Origin of the sequence: Pedobacter sp. AW31-3R (assembly GCF_052180285.1) — a bacterium.
Classification (GTDB): domain Bacteria; phylum Bacteroidota; class Bacteroidia; order Sphingobacteriales; family Sphingobacteriaceae; genus Pedobacter.
The window spans coordinates 953,435-973,952 of record NZ_CP197475.1 but is presented as its reverse complement, the minus strand read 5'-3'; the positions used below and the strand labels follow the sequence as shown (position 1 = coordinate 973,952).

General features: G+C 42.7%; 15 protein-coding genes. 6 read left to right on the top strand and 9 right to left on the bottom strand.

The window, feature by feature from the left end; translation table 11 throughout:
- The first annotated feature begins 84 nt into the window (after positions 1-84).
- From ACSBL2_RS04100 to ettA, 3 genes are all read left to right on the top strand, one after another.
- Entirely contained in the window at positions 85-1,158 is a 1,074-nt protein-coding gene (locus ACSBL2_RS04100) for a PA0069 family radical SAM protein (RefSeq protein WP_442590397.1), read from the top strand.
- Positions 1,159-1,542: 384 nt separating this feature from the next.
- Positions 1,543-4,074, top strand: coding sequence for an ATP-dependent Clp protease ATP-binding subunit (locus tag ACSBL2_RS04095; RefSeq protein ID WP_442590396.1), 2,532 nt, complete (start codon positions 1,543-1,545; stop codon positions 4,072-4,074).
- Positions 4,075-4,257: 183 nt separating this feature from the next.
- Positions 4,258-5,937: an energy-dependent translational throttle protein EttA gene (ettA, locus tag ACSBL2_RS04090; protein ID WP_442590395.1), complete on the top strand. Its 1,680-nt coding sequence runs from the start codon at positions 4,258-4,260 to the stop codon at positions 5,935-5,937.
- Between the two features lie 121 nt (positions 5,938-6,058).
- Here the strand turns inward: ettA and ACSBL2_RS04085 are convergent, their stop codons facing one another.
- The 4 genes from ACSBL2_RS04085 to ACSBL2_RS04070 all read right to left on the bottom strand — a co-directional run bounded on the left by ACSBL2_RS04085 (position 6,059) and on the right by ACSBL2_RS04070 (position 10,730).
- Entirely contained in the window at positions 6,059-8,680 is a 2,622-nt protein-coding gene (locus ACSBL2_RS04085; protein ID WP_442590394.1) for an outer membrane beta-barrel protein, read from the bottom strand.
- Positions 8,681-8,900: 220 nt separating this feature from the next.
- Positions 8,901-9,149: a DUF1456 family protein gene (locus tag ACSBL2_RS04080; RefSeq protein WP_442590393.1), complete on the bottom strand. Its 249-nt coding sequence runs from the start codon at positions 9,147-9,149 to the stop codon at positions 8,901-8,903.
- A 4-nt stretch (positions 9,150-9,153) separates the two neighbouring features.
- Positions 9,154-10,461 carry a DEAD/DEAH box helicase gene (locus tag ACSBL2_RS04075; protein WP_442590392.1) on the bottom strand — a complete coding sequence of 436 codons (1,308 nt, stop codon included), beginning with the start codon at positions 10,459-10,461 and terminating at the stop codon, positions 9,154-9,156.
- Positions 10,462-10,511: 50 nt separating this feature from the next.
- A complete protein-coding gene (locus ACSBL2_RS04070) occupies positions 10,512-10,730 on the bottom strand; it encodes a hypothetical protein (RefSeq protein ID WP_442590391.1) in 219 nt (72 codons plus the stop codon).
- A gap of 98 nt (positions 10,731-10,828) precedes the next feature.
- Here ACSBL2_RS04070 and ACSBL2_RS04065 point away from each other — a divergent pair, with 98 nt between their 5' ends.
- The gene (locus tag ACSBL2_RS04065; protein WP_442590390.1) at positions 10,829-12,610 is read left to right on the top strand and encodes a glycoside hydrolase family 15 protein; all 1,782 of its coding nucleotides are present in this window, start codon (positions 10,829-10,831) and stop codon (positions 12,608-12,610) included.
- 102 nt (positions 12,611-12,712) lie between these two features.
- Here ACSBL2_RS04065 and ACSBL2_RS04060 read toward each other — a convergent pair whose 3' ends face one another.
- Positions 12,713-14,908, bottom strand: coding sequence for a bifunctional alpha,alpha-trehalose-phosphate synthase (UDP-forming)/trehalose-phosphatase (locus tag ACSBL2_RS04060; protein WP_442590389.1), 2,196 nt, complete (start codon positions 14,906-14,908; stop codon positions 12,713-12,715).
- Between the two features lie 217 nt (positions 14,909-15,125).
- Here ACSBL2_RS04060 and ACSBL2_RS04055 point away from each other — a divergent pair, with 217 nt between their 5' ends.
- Positions 15,126-15,599 (top strand): ribonuclease H-like YkuK family protein, encoded by a 474-nt coding sequence (locus ACSBL2_RS04055; protein ID WP_442590388.1) that lies wholly within the window; start codon positions 15,126-15,128, stop codon positions 15,597-15,599.
- Positions 15,600-15,640: 41 nt separating this feature from the next.
- Here ACSBL2_RS04055 and ACSBL2_RS04050 read toward each other — a convergent pair whose 3' ends face one another.
- Genes ACSBL2_RS04050 through ACSBL2_RS04040 form a run of 3 tightly spaced genes read right to left on the bottom strand, consistent with a single transcriptional unit; the run spans position 15,641 to position 18,751 of the window.
- Positions 15,641-16,273, bottom strand: a complete 633-nt coding sequence (locus ACSBL2_RS04050) for a hypothetical protein (protein ID WP_442590387.1) — start codon at positions 16,271-16,273, stop codon at positions 15,641-15,643.
- Positions 16,263-17,321: a porin gene (locus ACSBL2_RS04045; protein ID WP_442590386.1), complete on the bottom strand. Its 1,059-nt coding sequence runs from the start codon at positions 17,319-17,321 to the stop codon at positions 16,263-16,265. Before ACSBL2_RS04045 ends, ACSBL2_RS04050 begins: the two co-directional genes overlap by 11 nt.
- Before the next feature lie 53 nt (positions 17,322-17,374).
- Positions 17,375-18,751, bottom strand: coding sequence for an ammonium transporter (locus ACSBL2_RS04040; protein WP_442590385.1), 1,377 nt, complete (start codon positions 18,749-18,751; stop codon positions 17,375-17,377).
- A 328-nt stretch (positions 18,752-19,079) separates the two neighbouring features.
- On the opposite strand from ACSBL2_RS04040, the gene ACSBL2_RS04035 reads away from it, so the two are divergent.
- On the top strand, positions 19,080-19,586 hold the full coding sequence (locus tag ACSBL2_RS04035; protein WP_442590384.1) for an SRPBCC family protein: 507 nt from the start codon (positions 19,080-19,082) through the stop codon (positions 19,584-19,586).
- On the opposite strand, the gene ACSBL2_RS04030 is transcribed toward ACSBL2_RS04035, so the two are convergent.
- On the bottom strand, positions 19,553-20,509 hold the full coding sequence (locus tag ACSBL2_RS04030) for a TIGR01212 family radical SAM protein (protein WP_442590383.1): 957 nt from the start codon (positions 20,507-20,509) through the stop codon (positions 19,553-19,555). The genes ACSBL2_RS04035 and ACSBL2_RS04030 overlap by 34 nt on opposite strands.
- Between the last annotated feature and the right edge of the window lie 9 nt (positions 20,510-20,518).

Sequence of the window (20,518 nt, the reverse complement as noted above, 5' to 3'; positions counted from 1 at the left end):
TACTTATTTATACCAACAGGTCTTTGACTAAATATTCTGGCTATAATCATTTTTAATTACTAATATTATTAGTAATTTTATTCAATGATACAAAATGATACATCTGCAGACCATTACCTTAAAGGCAGAGGTGCGCAATTTAATCCCCATAACCGCTTTCAGCAAATCTCCTATGTGCAGGAACATGTGGAGGGGATTGATGACTGGGAAACACAAAATCATAAAACTTCTTTCATTCAGGCCAGTTCCAAATCGGTCGTGAATAAAGTGGACAGTCCAGATGTGGGCATGGCTTATTCCCTTAATCCCTACCAGGGATGTGAACATGGCTGTACCTATTGTTATGCCCGCAATACACACGAATACTGGGGTTTTAGTGCGGGCCTTGATTTTGAGCGTAAAATCATCGTCAAAAAAGACGCACCGGCATTGTTCAGAAAGTTCCTGGAACGCAAAGGATGGAATGCAGAAGTCATTTCATTATCGGGCAATACTGATTGTTACCAGCCTGCGGAAAGAAAATTCAGGATTACCCGTCAGTTGCTGGAGATTGCACTGGAGTATAGACAGCCTATTGGTATGATCACCAAAAATGCCCTGGTATTACGTGACATAGATCTGCTTCAGGAAATGGCAAAACTTAATCTGTGCACGGTATACCTCTCCATCAATAGTTTAAATGAGCAGCTGCGTCTGCAGATGGAACCCAGGACAGCAACGGCAAAACAGCGGCTGAAAGTGGTGGAAACACTCAGCAAAGCCGGGATTCCTGTAGGGGTGATGGTTGCTCCGCTGGTTCCGGGTTTAAGCGATCATGAAATCCCTGCCATCCTGAAGGCTGTTTCCCAGCATGGTGCCATCAGCGCAGGATATACGATAGTACGTCTAAACGGTGCTATAGGGCCGATTTTTGAAGACTGGCTGAAGAGCAATTTTCCGGATAGGTTCGATAAGGTATGGCATATGATTCAATCCTGCCATGGAGGCGCGGTGAACGACAGCCGTTTCCGGCAACGGATGACTGGCGAGGGAAACATTGCCAAGCTGATCAGTGATACCTTTAAATTGCATTGCCGGCTAAATGGATTGAACGAAAAGCGGATCAGCCTGGATTCAGGTCTTTTTTCCGTACCCGGTTCACAGTTAACACTATTCTAAGCACCTCTTCCAGCTTCAAATCAAGTATTTAATACATCCTTACTCCTGACAATATCGTACATAAAACTATCCGTAGGTAACAAAATGACAGGTTCTCTGGTTTGCAAAAATGATTACATTTTTTGGACAATACTGAACGAATGGAGTCTGATATTTATATCAATGATTACTAAAACAGTTCCTGGGCTTGTTTTTATTTTTTTTAGATAGGGATAATAATATTGCTATTCGTTCCAAAAGTTAGTAAGTTTAGTGAAATAACGTCAGTTGCTGAATCTATGCAAGTCTGTATGGCGTAATTGTTGATAAAATAAATCAGATTGGTAACGCTTTATTAATAACATTTTATAGTTTAGGGGCGTTGCGTTTTTAGAAAAGGTATATATGGAAGCTAAATTTTCACCACAAGTCAAAGACGTGATTTCGTTTAGCAGGGAAGAAGCCCTGAGACTAGGTCACGATTACATAGGCGCTGAACATCTTTTGTTAGGTCTGATTCGCGAAGGCGATGGTATGGCCATCAAAATATTAAAATCGTTGGGAGTAGATACATCTAAATTGCGTCGTTCAATTGAAGAGGCAGTGAGGGGTACTTCCAGTGTAACGGTTAATCTGGGAAATATCCCATTGACAAAGCAAGCCGAAAAAGTATTAAAAATCACTTATCTGGAAGCTAAAATATTTAAAAGTGACCTGATCGGTACAGAGCACCTGTTGTTGTCCATTCTGCGTGACGATGATAATATTGCTTCACAGATTTTATTGCAGTATAGTATCAATTACGAAATCTTTAAACAGGAGGTAGAAGTGAATAAAAATGGATTCAGAGATGAAACCCAGAATAGTGCTTCAACCGGCGGAGACGATGATTATCGTGAAGAAGAAAGCTTTAGCAGTCCCAAGAAAGTTTCTGACATCAAATCCAAAACACCAGTGCTGGACAATTTTGGAAGAGACCTGACGAAAGCTGCTGAAGAAGGCCGTTTGGATCCTATCGTGGGCAGGGAAAAAGAGATTGAGCGCGTGTCGCAGATCCTTTCCCGCCGTAAGAAGAACAATCCGATTTTAATCGGTGAACCGGGTGTCGGAAAATCAGCTATTGCTGAAGGCCTTGCCCTGCGTATTGTTCAGCGTAAAGTTTCCAGGGTATTGTTCAACAAGCGCGTGGTGACCTTAGATCTTGCTTCTTTAGTGGCAGGAACGAAGTACCGTGGGCAGTTTGAAGAACGGATGAAGGCAGTAATGAATGAACTGGAGAAATCAACAGATGTGATTTTATTTATCGATGAGATTCATACGATTGTTGGTGCCGGTGGTGCTTCAGGTTCCCTTGATGCGTCGAATATGTTCAAACCTGCATTGGCAAGAGGAGAAATTCAATGTATCGGTGCAACCACACTGGATGAATACCGTCAGTATATCGAAAAAGATGGTGCACTAGACCGTCGTTTCCAGAAAGTGATGATCGAACCGGCGACTCCGGATGAGACCATTGAAATACTAAATCGTATTAAGGAGAAATATGAGGATCACCATGGGGTAACTTATACAGATGAGGCTATCAATGCCTGTGTGGCCTTAACCTCCAGATATATTACTGACAGGTTCCTTCCTGACAAAGCGATTGATGCTTTGGACGAAGCCGGTTCCCGTGTGCATTTGACAAATATCCATGTTCCTGAAAACATTATTGATATCGAAACCAAAATTGAAGATATCAAGGTGGAGAAGAACAAAGTGGTGAAAAGCCAGAAATACGAGGAAGCCGCAAAACTGAGGGATACAGAAAAGAACCTGCTCGAAGAACTGGATAAAGCGAAAGCAGAATGGGAAGCAGAAACAAAGACCAAGCGTTATGTAGTTTCTGAAGATAATGTAGCTGAAGTGGTGTCTATGATGACTGGTATCCCTTTGCAACGTGTCGGACAAACCGACAGTGTGAAGTTACTGAACATGTATGAGACAGTAGCAGAAAAAATTATCGGACAGGACGATGCGATCAAAAAGCTGACTAAAGCCATCCAGCGTACAAGAGCCGGACTTAAAGATCCTAAAAAACCAATCGGTTCATTTATTTTCTTAGGCCCTACAGGTGTGGGTAAAACGGAGCTCGCCAAAGAACTTGCACGATTTATGTTTGACAGTGATGATTCACTGATCCAAATCGATATGAGTGAGTATATGGAGAAATTCGCTGTTTCACGTTTAGTGGGAGCGCCTCCGGGATATGTTGGTTATGAAGAAGGTGGTCAGCTGACAGAAAAGGTACGCCGTAAACCTTATGCAGTGATTTTGCTGGATGAGATTGAAAAAGCTCACCCGGATGTGTTTAACATCCTGCTCCAGGTATTGGATGAAGGTCAGTTAACAGACAGCTTAGGCCGTAAGGTTGACTTCAGGAACACGATTATTATCATGACTTCCAATATTGGTGCCCGTCAGCTGAAAGATTTTGGTCAGGGTGTAGGTTTCTCTACTGCCGCTAAAACCAATCAGGTGGATGCCCATTCAAGAGGGGTGATCGAGAACGCGCTGAAACGTGCCTTCGCTCCTGAGTTTTTAAACCGTGTGGATGATGTGATTGTATTCAATACTTTAGGTAAAGAGGAGATCTTCAAAATTATTGACATTGAACTGAAAGCCTTATTCGGCCGCGTACATAACCTGGGTTATGAAATTAAGCTGACTGATGTAGCGAAAGACTTCATTGCCGAGAAAGGTTTTGACAGCAACTTCGGTGCCCGTCCGTTGAAACGTGCCATCCAGAAATACCTGGAAGATCCGATTGCGGAGGAAATCCTTAAAGGAGAGATCAATGAAGGTGATGTACTGGAAATTGACTACAATAAGGAAACTGACCTGATCGTTGTGGCGAATAACAGCAGTAACGGCAAAAAGAAAAAAAGAGAAGCATAAACGGATAACCTATCCGCTTCCATATGACAAGAGGGCGTATCATTCACACATGATCGCCCTCTTTTTTATTTATGTCTATTTTTGTGTAGGCTGTTTCCTCCGTTTCCCCTAACCTTGTTATATTTGCGGTACCAATCAAGAAAGAAAAAAAGCCCTCACCGGCACAAAACATAAAAACATCAAATGGCTGACGAAAAGATAATATTTTCTATGGCGGGAGTGAACAAGATCTATCCTCCCCAAAAACAAGTACTCAAAAACATATACCTTTCCTTTTTTTATGGCGCGAAAATCGGTGTCATCGGATTAAACGGTTCAGGAAAGTCCTCAGTTCTGAAAATCATTGCAGGTATTGACAAAGCTTTCCAGGGTGAAGTGGTTTTCTCTCCGGGTTATACCGTAGGTTACCTGGCACAGGAACCGGAACTGGACGAGAATAAGACTGTCCGGGAAGTGGTGGAAGAAGGGGTTGCGGAGATTACAGCTATCCTGCAGGAATATGAAGCCATTAATGAGCAGTTCGGCCTTCCTGAAGTGTATGAGAATGCTGATGTGATGGATAAACTGATGATCAAGCAGGGCGAGCTTCAGGATAAAATTGATGCAGTAAATGCCTGGGAGCTTGACAATAAACTGGAGCGTGCAATGGATGCTTTGCGCTGCCCGGATCCGGATACAAAAATTGGTGTACTTTCAGGTGGTGAGCGCCGCCGTGTGGCCATGTGCAGGTTATTGTTACAGGAACCTGATGTATTGTTATTGGATGAGCCTACGAATCACCTTGATGCGGAGAGCATCGACTGGCTGGAGCAATTCCTGAAAGAGTATAAAGGTACTGTTATTGCCGTGACGCACGACAGGTACTTCCTGGACAATGTGGCGGGATGGATTCTTGAACTTGACCGTGGCGAAGGTATTCCATGGAAAGGAAATTACTCTTCCTGGTTAGACCAGAAAGCAAAACGCCTGGCACAGGAAGAGAAAACAGAGAGTAAACGTCAGAAAACCCTGGAACGTGAGCTGGAATGGGTACGTATGGCGCCAAAAGCAAGACATGCAAAATCTAAAGCACGTTTGTCCAATTATGATAAACTGGCCTCGGAAGATTCAAGAGAAAGGGAAGATAAACTGGAGCTCTTTATTCCTGCGGGACCAAGATTGGGTAACGTGGTAATTGAAGCGAACAATATCACGAAATCATATGGCGATAAAATCCTGTTTGAAAACCTGAGCTTCTCCTTACCCCCTGCCGGAATTGTTGGGATCATTGGTCCCAATGGTGCAGGAAAAACCACCCTGTTCCGCCTGATTACCGAACAGGAAACTCCTGATGAAGGAACATTCAGGGTAGGTGAAACTGTAGCATTGGGTTATGTTGACCAGATGCACAATGACCTTGATCCGGAAAAAACGGTATATGAGAACATTACTGACGGACTGGACAATATCCAGCTGGGAAATAAAACGGCTAATGGACGTGCGTATGTGTCGAAATTCAATTTCAACGGAGGCGATCAGCAGAAAAAAGTAGGGATCTTATCTGGCGGGGAACGCAACAGGGTTCACCTGGCGATTACCCTGAAAAAAGGTGCCAATGTCTTGCTGCTGGATGAGCCTACGAATGATATCGACGTGAATACCCTAAGGGCTCTGGAAGAAGCACTGGAGAACTTTGGCGGATGTGCGGTAGTGATTAGTCACGATAGATGGTTCCTGGACCGTATCTGTACGCATATCCTTGCATTTGAAGGAAATTCACAGGTGTACTTCTTTGAAGGAAACTATAGTGATTACGAAGAGAACCGTAAAAAACGTTTGGGTGATGTGACCCCTCATCGTATTAAATATAAAAAACTGGGGTAATCTGCCCTGGAATTTAAGATCTGAAGGCCAAATCTCATTTGACCTTCAGATTCCTGGTTTAGCCCTTAACGCGGCTTTACATGCTGTCTAAAAATAAAGGCCGGTTTACAATGACCGGCCTTTATTTTTTCTTACTCCCGAAGTTTTGTAGCCGATAGTTAAAACTCAGCATAAAATACCGGGTAATCTGATTGAACTTGCTGTCAGTAATGATATTACCGTCAATCATCCGGTTGAGGTTATTGCCTTGCTTCAATAAGTCATAAGCATGGACAGAAAGTGTTGCCTGCTTATTTTTAAATAAGGTTTTCTCCATATTCATATTGATCAGCAGTGGATCACCGATATCAAATGCATATCCAGAATTTATTCTTTTAGAAATATCAGCTCCGATGGAGAAGCTTTTGATCACAAAACTACGTCCGCTTAAGTTAAACTGCCAGGTCTCAATGTTCCTTAACCTTAAATATTCTATGGAGTACCTATTGCTGCTATAGCTATAGCTTGCCGAACCTGAAAGTGTGAGGTGCCGCTGATTCATCTTCAGTCTTAGTGCATGGGTAGAATTGATAGTCCTGTTCTTGTTGGGATAATAGTTGACATAAGAAATGCCACTGTTGTAATCAAATGTCCCCCTCAATTCCGCATTGAATTTATTCTTGGCTATAGGTACAGAAAAGGAATACACACTCCCCAGGGAATAGGCACCGTTTGCATTTTCAAACCGTGTTTCCTGCCTGGAGCTGCCAAGGGTATCCTGAGCTGTCACCACATTACTCACCACCTGATCTTCCGCAATGGTACCATTCAATGACATCATCAGGATGGAGCCGTTTACGGCATTCGTATGTTGGTAGCTCAGTAAACCTGAATGGGTAAAACTGGACTGTAGATTCGGATTACCGATCACCACATTCTGCAGGTTACTGATGTTGGGAACCGGCTGAAGCTGGTAAAAGTCAGGTGCAGTACTACTTCCTGTGTAAACAAAGGACAGGTTTTCCCATTCAGAAATGCTATAGTTCAGGTTCACAATGGGCGACAAGTCAAGTTCATTGTGTTTTATCCTGTTTTCATTCCCCAGGTATTGTCCTGTAAGCTGGCTCGGCTGTAAGGTCAACCCGAGGCTATAGGTAATTATAGGCGACTGATACCTGTAATTCAATGCAAATCGGTGTAACGTGAAGGCAGAAGAATAAATTGAGCTCAATGAATCTACTACCGAAGAATTTCCCTGGCTATTGTTGATCCTGGTATATAAACTATTGTCCGTACTGTTATAGGACATAAAATAAGCAAAATCAATATTCCTTTTGATCAGTGAATCTTTGCTGTATCTTAGTGGCTCACTATACCTGAAATCTACAGTTAAATTGTTCGAGCGGTTCTCGGTTTCCACCTGTCTGTTCACCAGGGAATCTTTTAAGATCGTATCCGCCGTCCGGTTGTAGTAACTTAATTTATTCCTTAAGGTTTCATTCACCTGGTTAATCCCGCTACTGAAATCCATACCGGCAGATAGACTCCTGCCCGGCCTTTCCATGCTCCTCGCCCAAACCAAATTAGCATTGATCGTAGGAAGCTCTGTATTGGAACCGTTGTTGCTGAGCAGGTCCTGCCTGGTCTGTCCGGTCTGGATAGAATTGCTATTGCTAGTCCTATCCTTATTCACCAATGCCCCGGTCAGCGAGGCCTGTAAATAACTTTTATTGGCTATAGACTGGATATTGAAATTGATATTATGGTTGTTATCCCGCGAATTTGTTTCAGATTCCGTGTTATTGAAGATGGACCTGCTGAGGCTGTTTACGGTTTCTGTAAACGTCACCTGCCGTGCAAGATTTTTATTGTAACCATAGTTATAGGCAGCGCTTGCGGTAATACCGTTTGCGAGTTTATCCCGGTAATTGATCCCTGCATTGGCAACGGTATTTACGCCGGCTTCATTAGTGGTATTATTGGAACTCGACTTGATCCCGATCTGTTTACTCTGCTGCCACAGGTTACCATTGGCGACTATTCCATACCTGTCATTGGTTCCTACACTGGCAGCCACATTCCCGAAAGTACCCATATTCTGCCCGTCTTTGGTGACCAGGTTCAGCATTTTCTGCGAGTCGCCTTTGATGCCGGTGAAATTCGCTTCATCCCCATAATCATTGATAATCTGCAGTTTACTGATCACATTTGCCGGAAGCTGATCGATAAAATCCCTTACGCTGCTGGTAAAGAAATCCTCTCCATTCACCCGGAGTTTGAGCAGGGGCTTACCCATGGTGAATACATTTCCTGTCGCATCAATCTCGATCCCCGGTATTTGCCGCAGCAGGTCCTCTACCCTGTCGCTTTCATACCGCTGATAATAAGCGGCATCATATTCAATGGTATCTTTTCTGATCTTGATCTGGTTATCCCTTGCCTTAATCACCACTTCATCAAGTAAATTGGATTCGGGTTTTAACACAATAGATCCGAGCGATAAAACGAGCTGCCCGGGTTTGTAGGTATAGGTATGGGTAAATGGCTTAAAACCGACACTCATGATCATCAGCGACAGTTGTTCCCCCTTGAAGCCGGAGAAAGAGAAATTTCCCTTATTATCTGTAATGGTACTCAGGGTATCGTTGTCAGAAAAAATATAGACATCCGCTCCGGCAATGACATCTCTCAGGGAGTCAAGTGCTTTACCCATCAGCTTTCTCTGTGTCTGTGCAGTGATGGACTGTGCAGAAATCAGCAACATCCCCGATATTAAAATTATAAATTTTAAATTGCCTAGACTTTCAGGAAAATTTAAAGACTTCGTCATTAGCGCTGCAATCCTGTTTTTTCGGTACACAGAAAGTTTTCAGTGTGGAAATTTCAAACCGGCATTCCTTTCTCAGGTTTCCCGGCTTGCACTATCATGTATTGAATTTAAAAGGAAGGTATAAATAATTCCAGAATTATGGAAGTATTATTCGTTAATCATTTTGAGGCGGAGTTAATTTCTCCGGTCTCGGCCCTCTTTTATAAATTACCAGTCCGTTTAAGAAATTGCGAAGTATCTGATCTCCACAAGGTTTGAAGTTTGGATGATCTTCACTGCGGAAGAATGACCCAAGTTCACTTTTGGTCACTTTAAAATTCACCAGTCCGAGAATGTGAATAATGTCTTCGTTATTCAGCTCCAGGGCCACACGAAGTTTTTTTATAATGTCATTATTACTCATAAAATTACATTGCTATTTCTATTTTAACCTTTTTATTCTTTATCCGCTCATTAGCCAGGGCAGCCAGTACTTTATTGACCATTTTCCTTTTCACAGCTACGTATGAACTCTGATCTTTTACCTCAATCAGTCCCACATCATCTTTTTGCAATCCCCCTTTTTTCAACAACAGGCCTACAATATCAATCTTGTTCACTTTGTCTTTTTTACCCGCAGCAATATAGAGGGTCTGCCACTGACTGTCTTTTGGCAGATCATATTTACCGGTTAGTTTTTCCGTTTCGATATCGTTCTTTAGGAAAGGGTATTTCTCGTCATCAGCGATCATTAGATAAGCCGTTCCCTTGGCATTCATCCTTGCGGTACGGCCATTACGATGCAGAAAGGCATCTTCGGTATAAGGCAGCTGATAATGGATGATACATTCCACCTCAGGAATATCAAGTCCGCGGGAAGCCAGGTCTGTGGTAATTAATATCTTGATACTCCCATTCCGGAACTTTAGTAAAGCACGTTCTCGTTCATCCTGCTCCATTCCTCCGTGGAAAATATCATGGGCCAGGTCTTTGTCAATCAGCAAATCGCTGATCCGGTCGACCGTTTCCCGGTGGTTACAAAAAATCAGTGTTGTTTTATGGCCTATTTTACAGATCAGCTCAAATAAAGTATCCAGCTTATCCTCGGCTGTGGTCATCACCTTTTTCAGTTTCAGGTCGGGCACTACCTTGATATCTTTCAGGAAATCGATCTGTATGGCTCCACTAACCCCTGTAAAATCGGGAATCGTTTCCATGGCTGTTGCAGAGGTAAGCACACGCTGCTGCAGCGATTTCAGGTTTCCGATGATATAGGCCATATCTTCCTGAAAACCGAACTCCAGTGCTTTATCGAATTCATCAAGAACCAGGGTGGTGATGGTGGACTCGTCGAAATTTTCCTTTCTGAGGTGATAGGCTATTCTTCCGGGCGTACCGATTAGCACTGCAGGTGGCTGTTCAAAATTATTGCGTTCCGTTTTTACCGGGTGGCCGCCATAACAGCAGTTCACCTTAAAACCGGTACCCATCTGTTTAAAAACCTGTTCAATCTGCAGGGCGAGTTCCCTTGAAGGCACAAGCACCAATGCTTGTACACCTTTATTTTCGGGCTTAAGATTCTTTAAAACCGGCAATAAGAAGCCAAGCGTTTTACCTGAACCTGTTGGCGCAAGTAAAACAACATCTTTTCCCTTGGCAGCAGCAGCAACAGAAGACTCCTGCATTTCATTCAGGGAATTGATTTTTAAATTACCCAGTACCTTTTCTAACATCATGTAGCAAAGATAAGGGAATTAAGCTAAGAATGGCTTTAAAAGCGGAGCGGCTAAAACTTAAGGAATTTGCGTTTAAGGTTTCTCATGCTGCGTTCTACTTTAGTTTCCAATTGCATCAGCATTTTCCCCCTTCTGGATACCCAGGTTGTCACACTGTTATTGGCTTCCTGTATAGGCGAGTACACCTTTTCTTCCATCACATCAACATATGTCCTGTTTGCCCTGCTTTGCTGCAGTAAGTAGAATTCCTGAATAAGTTCTGCGTTCATGATTTTGGGATTTAAATATGAATTGAATTTTTCTTTTGCGCTTTTTAGTACAACAAATAAGAGTGTAAGTTGTTCTATTTGTTTAAACAATACAATTAATGAAGAGACATACGTACCAAACAGGCATTATTGGAAACTGTGCTTTCCTCGCACATGTGAATAAAAATACAAATATTGACTGGTTGTGCTGGCCACGATTTGATAGTTCTTTTGTATTCGGCGGTATCCTGGATGAAGAAAACGGAGGAGAATTTTCGATTCTTCCTGAAGGTGAATACACCACAGACCAGCATTATCTTGAAAATACGAATATCCTGGTTACTGAAATCAGTACAGAAGAAGGTAAATATAAGGTAACGGATTTTGCTCCGCGTTTTCATCAGTATGAACGTTATTACAAACCTCTAATGCTGATCCGTAAGATCGAACCCATGGAAGGTAATCCGAGAATCAAGGTGACCTGTAAACCGACCTTTGATTATGGTGCAGGTGAACAGAAAGGCTCACGCGGGAGCAACCATATTGTATTCAGGGGAGCAGAAAATAACATGCAGCTGAGTACCAATATTTCCCTTTCCTATATTGTTGATGAGAGTTATTTTGCCCTGAATGATGTGAGGTACCTTATCCTGACCTATGGATACAACCTGGAGGCCCCGATTGAAAGTACTGCTGAACGTTTCCTGATAGAGACCAAAAAATACTGGAGGACATGGATCAAACATTCCACCATAGCAGGGTTCCATCAGGAACTGGTGATCAGGTCTGCCCTGGTCCTGAAAATCCACCAGTATGAAGATACCGGGGCCATCATTGCCGCAAGTACCACAAGTCTGCCTGAATCGCCTGGCAGCACCCGGAACTGGGATTACCGGTATTGCTGGATGAGGGATACCTATTACGTGATCACGGCGTTGAACCATATCGGTCATTTTGAAGAAATGGAGCGGTATTTCAACTATATCACGGATATTTCTTTCCGGGAGGATGAACGTTACCAGCCCCTGTTTGGTATTGCAGGTGAGCGGGTGCTGACAGAGCGGATCCTGACTAACCTGAAAGGTTATATGGGCAACCAGCCCGTTCGTGTAGGGAACCAGGCCTATGAACATATCCAGAATGATATTTACGGACAGGTGCTGATCTCTATGCTCCCCTTATATACTGATAGCCGGTTTATCTTCAGTGAGCGAAAGGATTCCACAAAATGGCTGGATTACCTGCTCCGGAAAATTGAACATACCATTGATGAGAAAGACGCAGGGATCTGGGAATTCAGGAACCTCGCGAATATGCACTGTTATACCAACCTGTTCCAATGGGCAGGTGCAAAGGCGGCATTAAAGATGGCCAGAACTATCGGTAACCAGGAATTTGAAGAGCGTGCGATCAGTTTGATGGACCGCGCTGCTGCACATATCGAAGCGTGTTATGATGAAGAGCGGAAGGTGTACAACCATGCGGTTGGCAGTGCACACCTGGATGCCAGCACCCTGCAGCTGATTTTAATGAATTACCTTGATCCTGATTCACAGCGGGCAAAAGATCACCTTATTGCGCTTGAAAATGAGCTTAAAGGAGAGAATGGCTTGTTTTACCGTTACCGCCATACAGATGACTTCGGGAAACCTAAAACCACTTTTCTGATTTGTGCATTCTGGTATGTGGAAGCCCTGGCCATTGTAGGACGTATTGACGATGCGGTGGAAGCTTTTGAATCTTTGGTCGGCTATGGAAACCACCTCGATTTATTTGCGGAGGATGTAGATGAGAAGGATGGCAGTCAATGGGGAAATTTCCCTCAGGCTTATAGTCATGTCGGCCTGATGAATGCAGCACACAGAATTGCCATTAAGCTGGATAAACCTGTCTTCTTCTAAAGAACTGCAGACACCAGTTAGTCATAAAAAACGCCGGTTTCCGAAATGGAAACCGGCGTTTTTTATGACTTCGATTCTCTTCTTATGCTTCAATTTACATTTTTATGCCACAACGGAAGGTCCGTCTGTATACAGTGTCTTTAAAAAGCCCCTGACTTCTGCAAAATTCCTCAGGTAGTATTTTGCTGCTGAAATATTGCTTCCTACTTTAATGGTATAGGCTTCAGGCGGCAATGCTTTAAAAATATCTTCATCGGTATGGTCATCTCCCAGGGCAATGATAAAGTCGGGCGTGTTGCCATATAACCAATTCAATGCAGCCTTCCCTTTATTGACTTCTATGTTCTTAAATTCTATCACCTTATTTCCCGGCATCATCTGCAAACCTTTATTCGCGATGGTTACCTTGAGGTGGTTGATAATTTCATTCGCCCGGAGTTCACCCAGGCCTTCTTCTACCTTACGGTAGTGCCATACCAGGGAATAACTCTTATCTTCAATAAATGAGCCGGGGGTTCTGTCGGTATAGGTATCCAATACGGCACTGACTTCTTTTTTCCAGGCATCGGTCAGCAATGGCAATGCTTTCCATTCTTCCTGGTAATGTTTCTGCCAGGCACCATGTTCTGCAATCAGGTCGAGTTTCAAATGGCCAAACCATTCCTGCAGTGTTTCATGCCTGCGGCCACTGATGATCACCACTTTATTTGCCGGATCGGCGGACAGTTGTGTAAGGATATCATACAATTCCTGATCGGGAGAGGCCCTTTCTATATCGGCATTGAAGCCAACAAGGGTTCCATCATAATCGAGGAAAATATAGCGGTCATGTGCTTCGGCATATTCACGTCCAATCTGTTCAGTTACGGCCTTAACGGCATGTTTCGTCAACAGGGATTCCTGCATTTCTCTTACTTCTTCTAACTTGTCCATAAAATTTTTCACCCAGAGGTGTATATCGAATTTTTTTACTGTTGCTCTCATTACGCTCATCCGTGCCTTCTGCTCTGCCAGAGGCATATCTACGGCTTTCACAATGGCCCGCATCACATCCCCTATATTATTGGGATTGACAACCAGGGCATCATTTAATTCCTTGGAAGCACCGGCCATTTCACTCAGGATAAGCACGCCGGTATTATTGGTCCTGCTGGCAATGTATTCCTTGCTCACCAGGTTCATACCATCCCGCATTGGGGTGACCAGGCAAATATCTGCACTGGAATACAGGGCAGATAAAAATTCAACCGGAAAAGAACGGTAGAAATAATGCACAGGCAGCCAGTTCAGCGTTCTGAAACGGGCATTGATTTTTCCCACCAACTGATCGATCTGGTCTTTTAGTTCTTTGTATTGCGCTACCGTATCCCTGGAAGGAACGACAATCATGTATAAGGATAACCGGTCTACACTTTCTGGATGCTCTTCCAGCAATAGCTGATATGCCTGAAGGCGCTGCAGGATTCCTTTGCTGTAGTCCAGCCTGTCGATGGTCAAAACGACCTTTGTATCTTGCAGGGATTCCTTAAATGACTCCTTATATGCCTGGACAGTGGGATCCTTTACCAGATTCTGGAATTTATCAGCATCTATTCCCATAGGGAAAGATTCCACGACAATCTGCCTGTCTTTATGGGTAATGATATTATCCGCTATTTTTGCGGAGGACAACCTCGATGCCGCACTTAAAAAATGCCGTACATCGTCAAAGGTATGAAAGCCCAGCAGGTCTGCACCAAACATGCCGGCAATGAGTTCTTCCCGCCATGGGATTAAGCGGAAGATTTCATAGGAAGGGAAAGGAATATGCTGGAAAAAGCCGATAGTGACATTGGGCTGTGCTTTCCTGATCATGCAGGGCAGCAGCAACAACTGATAATCATGGATCCATACGGTATCCCCTTCATTGATATGCGCTGCTGTAGCCGCTTCAAACTTACGGTTTACACTTTTATAGAAATCCCAGTACGTCTGGTCGAAGTTGGCGTAGGTAATCATGTAGTGAAATACGGGCCATAGTACTTCGTTGGAGAAACCTTCATAGTAAAGGTTAATTTCTTCGGCACTTAAAAAGACTGGGATCAGGTTTAATTCTGCCAGCTGATGACGTACTTCGTCCTGCCGTTCTTCCGGAACTTCTATACCCGGCCAGCCTATCCACACATTGTTTCCTTGTTTATAAACGGAGCCTAATCCGGTAGCTAAGCCTCCCTCACTGGGACTAAGGATGTATTGTCCTTCTTGTTCTACGATTTTTACGGGTAATCGATTTGAGATTATGATTGTTTTATTTACCATAGTATACTATAAACAACTTATTTGCGTGCGGATTGTTTTATTTTTTGTGTTTTCGGGCAAAGGGCGCAGGATCGTGCAGAAAGGAACAAAACTAAAAAACTGTTGACAACAGTCTGATTGTTAGTAAATAAACAACAATTATTTAACGTATATTTAGCATAATCAACTTAATTTTAGGAAACCTGATTATAGGTTGTTTTGCTAACACCTTTAACGTATGACCTGGAAAAAATTCAATGGCGAAGTTGTCCAATCGTCTATTCTCGAAGAAGTAGAAAAAGCTATCATCAGGGAGTCTGAAAACGGCTTTCACCTGAAAGTTTGTATCGGTACCGACTCACAGGTGAAAGGTCCCTCGACTGACTTTGCCACTGTAATCGTTTTATTGAGGGAGCACCATGGAGGTTTCATGTATATCCACCAGGAAAAGACGACCCAGAAAATGAGCATTAAAGAAAGGATGCTGGTGGAAGTACAAAAGTCGATTGAAACGGCCTATTCGGTATGCGACCTGCTGGATTTGTACGATGTTGACCTGGAGGTACACGCAGATATCAATACCAGTCCGATGTTTAAATCCAACAAGGCACTGAATGAAGCGATGGGGTATATCTTAAGTATGGGCTTTATCTTTAAAGCGAAGCCTGAAGCCTTTGCCAGTTCTACCTGTGCGGATAAAATGGTGCATTAGGGCGGATATCGTTTTTGGTGACCTGCTCCTTCTTAAAGCAATCACCAGTTTTTAGTAGACACAGAAGTTTTGGCTTTTGGCTGGGCAACTATTTTCTTTTCTGCCGCCAGGTATTCTTTAAAATCATCTGCAAAAGCGGCTGATTGTTTAGCCGTGGCTGTCACATAGGATTCCCATTCGGCTTTATTCCATTTGTCCGGCACAGTTTCCAATGGGATTTTTTTCCCTGTACTGGGTACATAATTGGCATAGCGGTCACGTTTATAGGGGGTAAATTCAAAATCGGTCAACCAGAAACGGTATTTACCTTCTTTGATTTCAAAAGCAAAGTGATAAGACACCTCTCCCGAAGGGCGGGTAAGGACAAAAGCAGTTTTACTGATCAGGAACTTCCCTCCGGCAGTCAGCGGTTCATTACCTGCAGTAATACCGGAAAGCTTTTTGACTTTCAGGAAGGCCGCAGCCCTGTAGCGTAGGGAATCTGTTGGTATATCCTTTTTCTCTACCACTTCATACCGGATATACTTTCCCCTTTCATCGAGAGGAAGATCTTCCGTGCCGGTCGTTTTCTGGGCGAAGGACGACAGACAAAATATGGTGGTCATTAAAAATAAAAATCCACCAGATCTGTTGATCTGGCGGATTGAGTAAGAGTTATTTAGTTTAAAACGCATATACAGCTGCTAAAGAAAATTGTGAAGCACTTTTTGTAGGATCACCAGCTTTCTTGAGGAATTGTTCAGATGATCCATTATCGAATCTAATCTCGGGAATAAAAGTCAAACCTCCAGCTTTTAAATTTCCGGAAACCGTTAAGGCGAATACAGACTCACCCGGTACTACCCCGGATAGTGTCATGCCATCCACATCATCTTTGGATTTGAAATATTCTCCCCTGAGTCCCAGTGCTACACTGGAAGAGAATGCATTCTGCAGATACAATGCAGCACCGCTGTATCCGCCGTTATTGTTCGAAACAGAATAGGTAGCTGCATTCAGGCCAACTTTAAAGCTTTCTGTAGCCTGATAAGAAGTTGTCAGGTCATAAATTGATCCTGTTCCAGGTGCACCTGCAGCTCTTCCTGTTAACATGTTCAGGTATGCTGTCCATCCTTCCGCAGGAGAAAGCGTTAACTGTGCCCCAAAATGCGAAACCCCGTTTTCGTCTTTATACACATTCCAGTCATTAAACAAACCAACCATTAAAGCCACTTTAGGTGAGAACACATAATTGGCTTTGATCCCGGCATTCTGGAAAGGGCCATTCGTAAAAAGGTACGAAGTAGAGTAGTTAAAATTACCTGTCGGAGAAATGATCTCATATCCGATGAATGTACCCATATACCCTGCTGTCATCGAGAACTTATCTGTGAAGGCATAGGTGGTATATAAATTCTGGATATGGAAAGACTCTGTTCCATCAGGGCTATCCCCCGGAAGTAATGATCCACCCTGGCCTCTCGGACCAAAGGACAGTTCACCGACAAATGAGGCTTTCCCTGTAGTCTTTTTCAAGGCAAGGTCTATCATACCCAAAGAAATTGAGTTCTGGTCATTTGCAAAACTTGTACCTATGTTCGGTCTCTTGGAAAAATCATACTTATAGTAAGTATCCACAGATCCGGAAATTTGCAATGGACTTGATGTCGTTTCAGCTTCCTGAGCGTAACTGGCTGCACTGATTGCAAGGGCAGAAATTGTAAATAGAGACTTTAGGTTCATAAACGGTTTAGGTTGAAAAGGTTAATTTAGACGTTTTATCAAATGATATAGATTTATGGGTTATGATCGATTTCTGCTCCTGTTGCAGCAACGATTAAAGTACCCTGTGAGTATTTTTCATTATGCTGACTTGAATCCAGACCTTCTAATTCTTCTTCTGAACTTACACGGATTGGCTGAATGAAATTGATCAGTTTAAAGATCACAAAAGAGGCAACGAAACTGAATACGGCAACGATTACCACACCTTTCAGCTGGGTAAGGAAGAAATCTGCATTTCCGTAGAACAATCCGTCAACACCTGCCGAGTTCACAGTTTTTGTGGCGAATACACCGGTTAATAACATCCCAACGATACCGCCTACCCCATGGCAAGGGAATACATCCAGTGTATCATCAAGGCTGGTTTTAGATTTCCATACGACAACCAGGTTAGAGATAATAGCAGCACAGAAGCCGATAAAGATACTTGATGGAATAGACACAAAACCTGCTCCCGGAGTGATCGCTACCAGTCCTACTACAGCACCGATACAGAAACCAAGCACCGAAGGTTTTTTACCTCTCAATACATCGAAGAACATCCATGAAAGACCTGCAGCACCTGCAGCAATATTTGTTGTAGCGAAAGCGGATACGGCCAGGCTGTTTGCACCTAAAGCTGAACCTGCATTAAAACCAAACCATCCGAACCATAAAAGGCCTGTACCAATTAATACATAAGGGATATTTGCAGGAGGTATTTCCTGGTGGTCTTTGTGTACAATTCTTCTTTTCAGTACCAATGCACCGGCCAGGGCAGCCATACCTGCAGAAATATGCACGACAGTACCACCGGCAAAATCAAGCACGCCCATTTTGAACAGGATGCCTTCCGGATGCCAGGTCCAGTGTGCCAATGGAGAATAAACGAAAATGGCGAAAAGTAATATAAATAAGATGTACGAAGTAAAACGGATACGCTCAGCGACTGCTCCAACAACCAATCCTGGTGTAATGATGGCAAACATCAATTGGAAAAGCGCAAATAAAGTAAGCGGAATTGTAGGTGCCAGGCTCCATGACGGTCCTGAGTTTACCCCCTGGAAGAAAGCAAAAGTAGAGGGGTTACCAATGAAACCACCAATTGTATCACCAAAAGCTAAACTGAAGCCTACAACTATCCATAATACACTGATAATCCCAGCAGACACGATACTTTTAATCATGGTAGACAATACATTTTTACGGTGAACCATACCACCATAGAAAAATGCAAGCCCCGGAGTCATTAAAAATACCAGCGCTGTAGCTGTGATTACCCAGGCAATATCGGGGGCGCTATATTTACCTTCATCGAAGTTAGGATGAAGAGGAATAAATAACGCTAAAATCGCCACTATCGCAAGAATAGCAAATGGGACAACTTGTTTAAATAAAACTTTACTCATAATTACTAATTTTTAGGTTTAAAAATATTCTTTTGTTTGTTTACTCTATGAAATTAGTGATTTAAAATCAAATATTCATAATAAAAAACTACAACCAATAGAAATAAGTCCAAAAATCACTAATATTTTTAAAATAAAATCGCAATAAATATCAATTTTTTTACAATTATTAGATTTAATGGAATATTTATAGCTGTTTTTCGGTGTTTATTTCAAAAAAGCAATAAAAAATATATGAAAATCATTTTTATAAATACTTTCGATCAATCGAAACATTTTTTTAAACATTTTGTTATCAGGGTGCTGAACCGTATTCAATTTCAATTCTATGCAAGCATATCATCTTCGTTTTTCTCAGCGTGTTCCGATCAGCATGGCGGAAGCATGGGATTTTTTCTCTTCCCCACTTAACCTTGCGAAAATTACCCCTGATGATATGGCTTTTACCGTAACTTCAGCGATCAGTGAACAGGAGAAAATGTATCCGGGAATGATTATTACCTATAAGGTTTCACCTGTAGCAGGATTAAAACTCGACTGGATGACAGAAATCACGCAGGTAGAGGAATTCAGGTATTTTATTGATGAGCAGCGCTTTGGACCCTATAAATTCTGGCATCACCAGCATCACTTTAAAGAGATTGCCGGTGGTGTAGAAATGAATGACATCCTGACCTATGGGTTGCCCATGGGCATTTTCGGAAAAATAGCCAATCGCATTTTTGTTGCCGGTAAAGTGCAGGAGATATTCAGGTACAGGGAGAAAAAGGTGATTGAACTGTTCGGGGAGTTTAAAGAACCCTACACAACTGCAGGGACGTATTCAGCCCCCTGAACGATTCCCCTTTTCTCTATTTCTTTATCGATATAGGTTTGGATAGCCGATTTATTGAGGCCCCAGTTCGGTGCAATCAGTAAATCCCAATCGGAAATACCAAATAAACGCTGAATCACTACATCAGGCCGGAGTAAAGGAATCAGTTTACAAAGCAGGTCTGTATATTCTTCCAGAGAGAACAATTTAAAAGGTGCCTTTTTGTATTTGGCCCCCATAATCGATCCTTCCACAATATGAAGATGATGGAATTTTACGAATTTGATTTTAGGGAATTTATTGATCTCATGGATATAATTTAACATCATCTCTTCCGTTTCCCAAGGGAAGCCAAAGATAGTATGTACACATAAATCAAGCGGACTATTGTCCAGCAGTTTTACGGCCTCTACAAATTCAGCATGGCTGCAACCTCTGTTGATCTGGTTCAGGGTTTCATCATAGATAGACTCCATTCCCATTTCAAGATCCACATCAAAACGGTCGGTATAACTTTCCAGTAAGGCCACCTTTTCCGCATCAATACAATCGGGGCGTGTGCCCACCGAAAAGCCGACGACATCCTCACTGTTGATAGACAAGGCTTCGTCGTACATCATTTTTAAATAATGTACGGGAGCATAGGTATTGGTATTGGGCTGGAAATACACAATAAACTTATCTGCTTTATAAAAGTTCTTTCCCCGTTCCATCCCCTGTTCCAGCTGCTCACGTATGGTAGGCAGTTTCCTGGAAAGCTCGGGTGTAAATGAATCTACATTACAATAGGTACAACCGCCATAACCTTTACTGCCATCACGGTTAGGACAGGTAAACCCGCCGTCAACAATGACTTTGAATACACGCTGACCCTTATATTTTTCTTTCAGGTGTGTACCGTAATTATTATATCCTTTTATACCTATATCTAGTGGAGTTCCCAATTGCTTTAT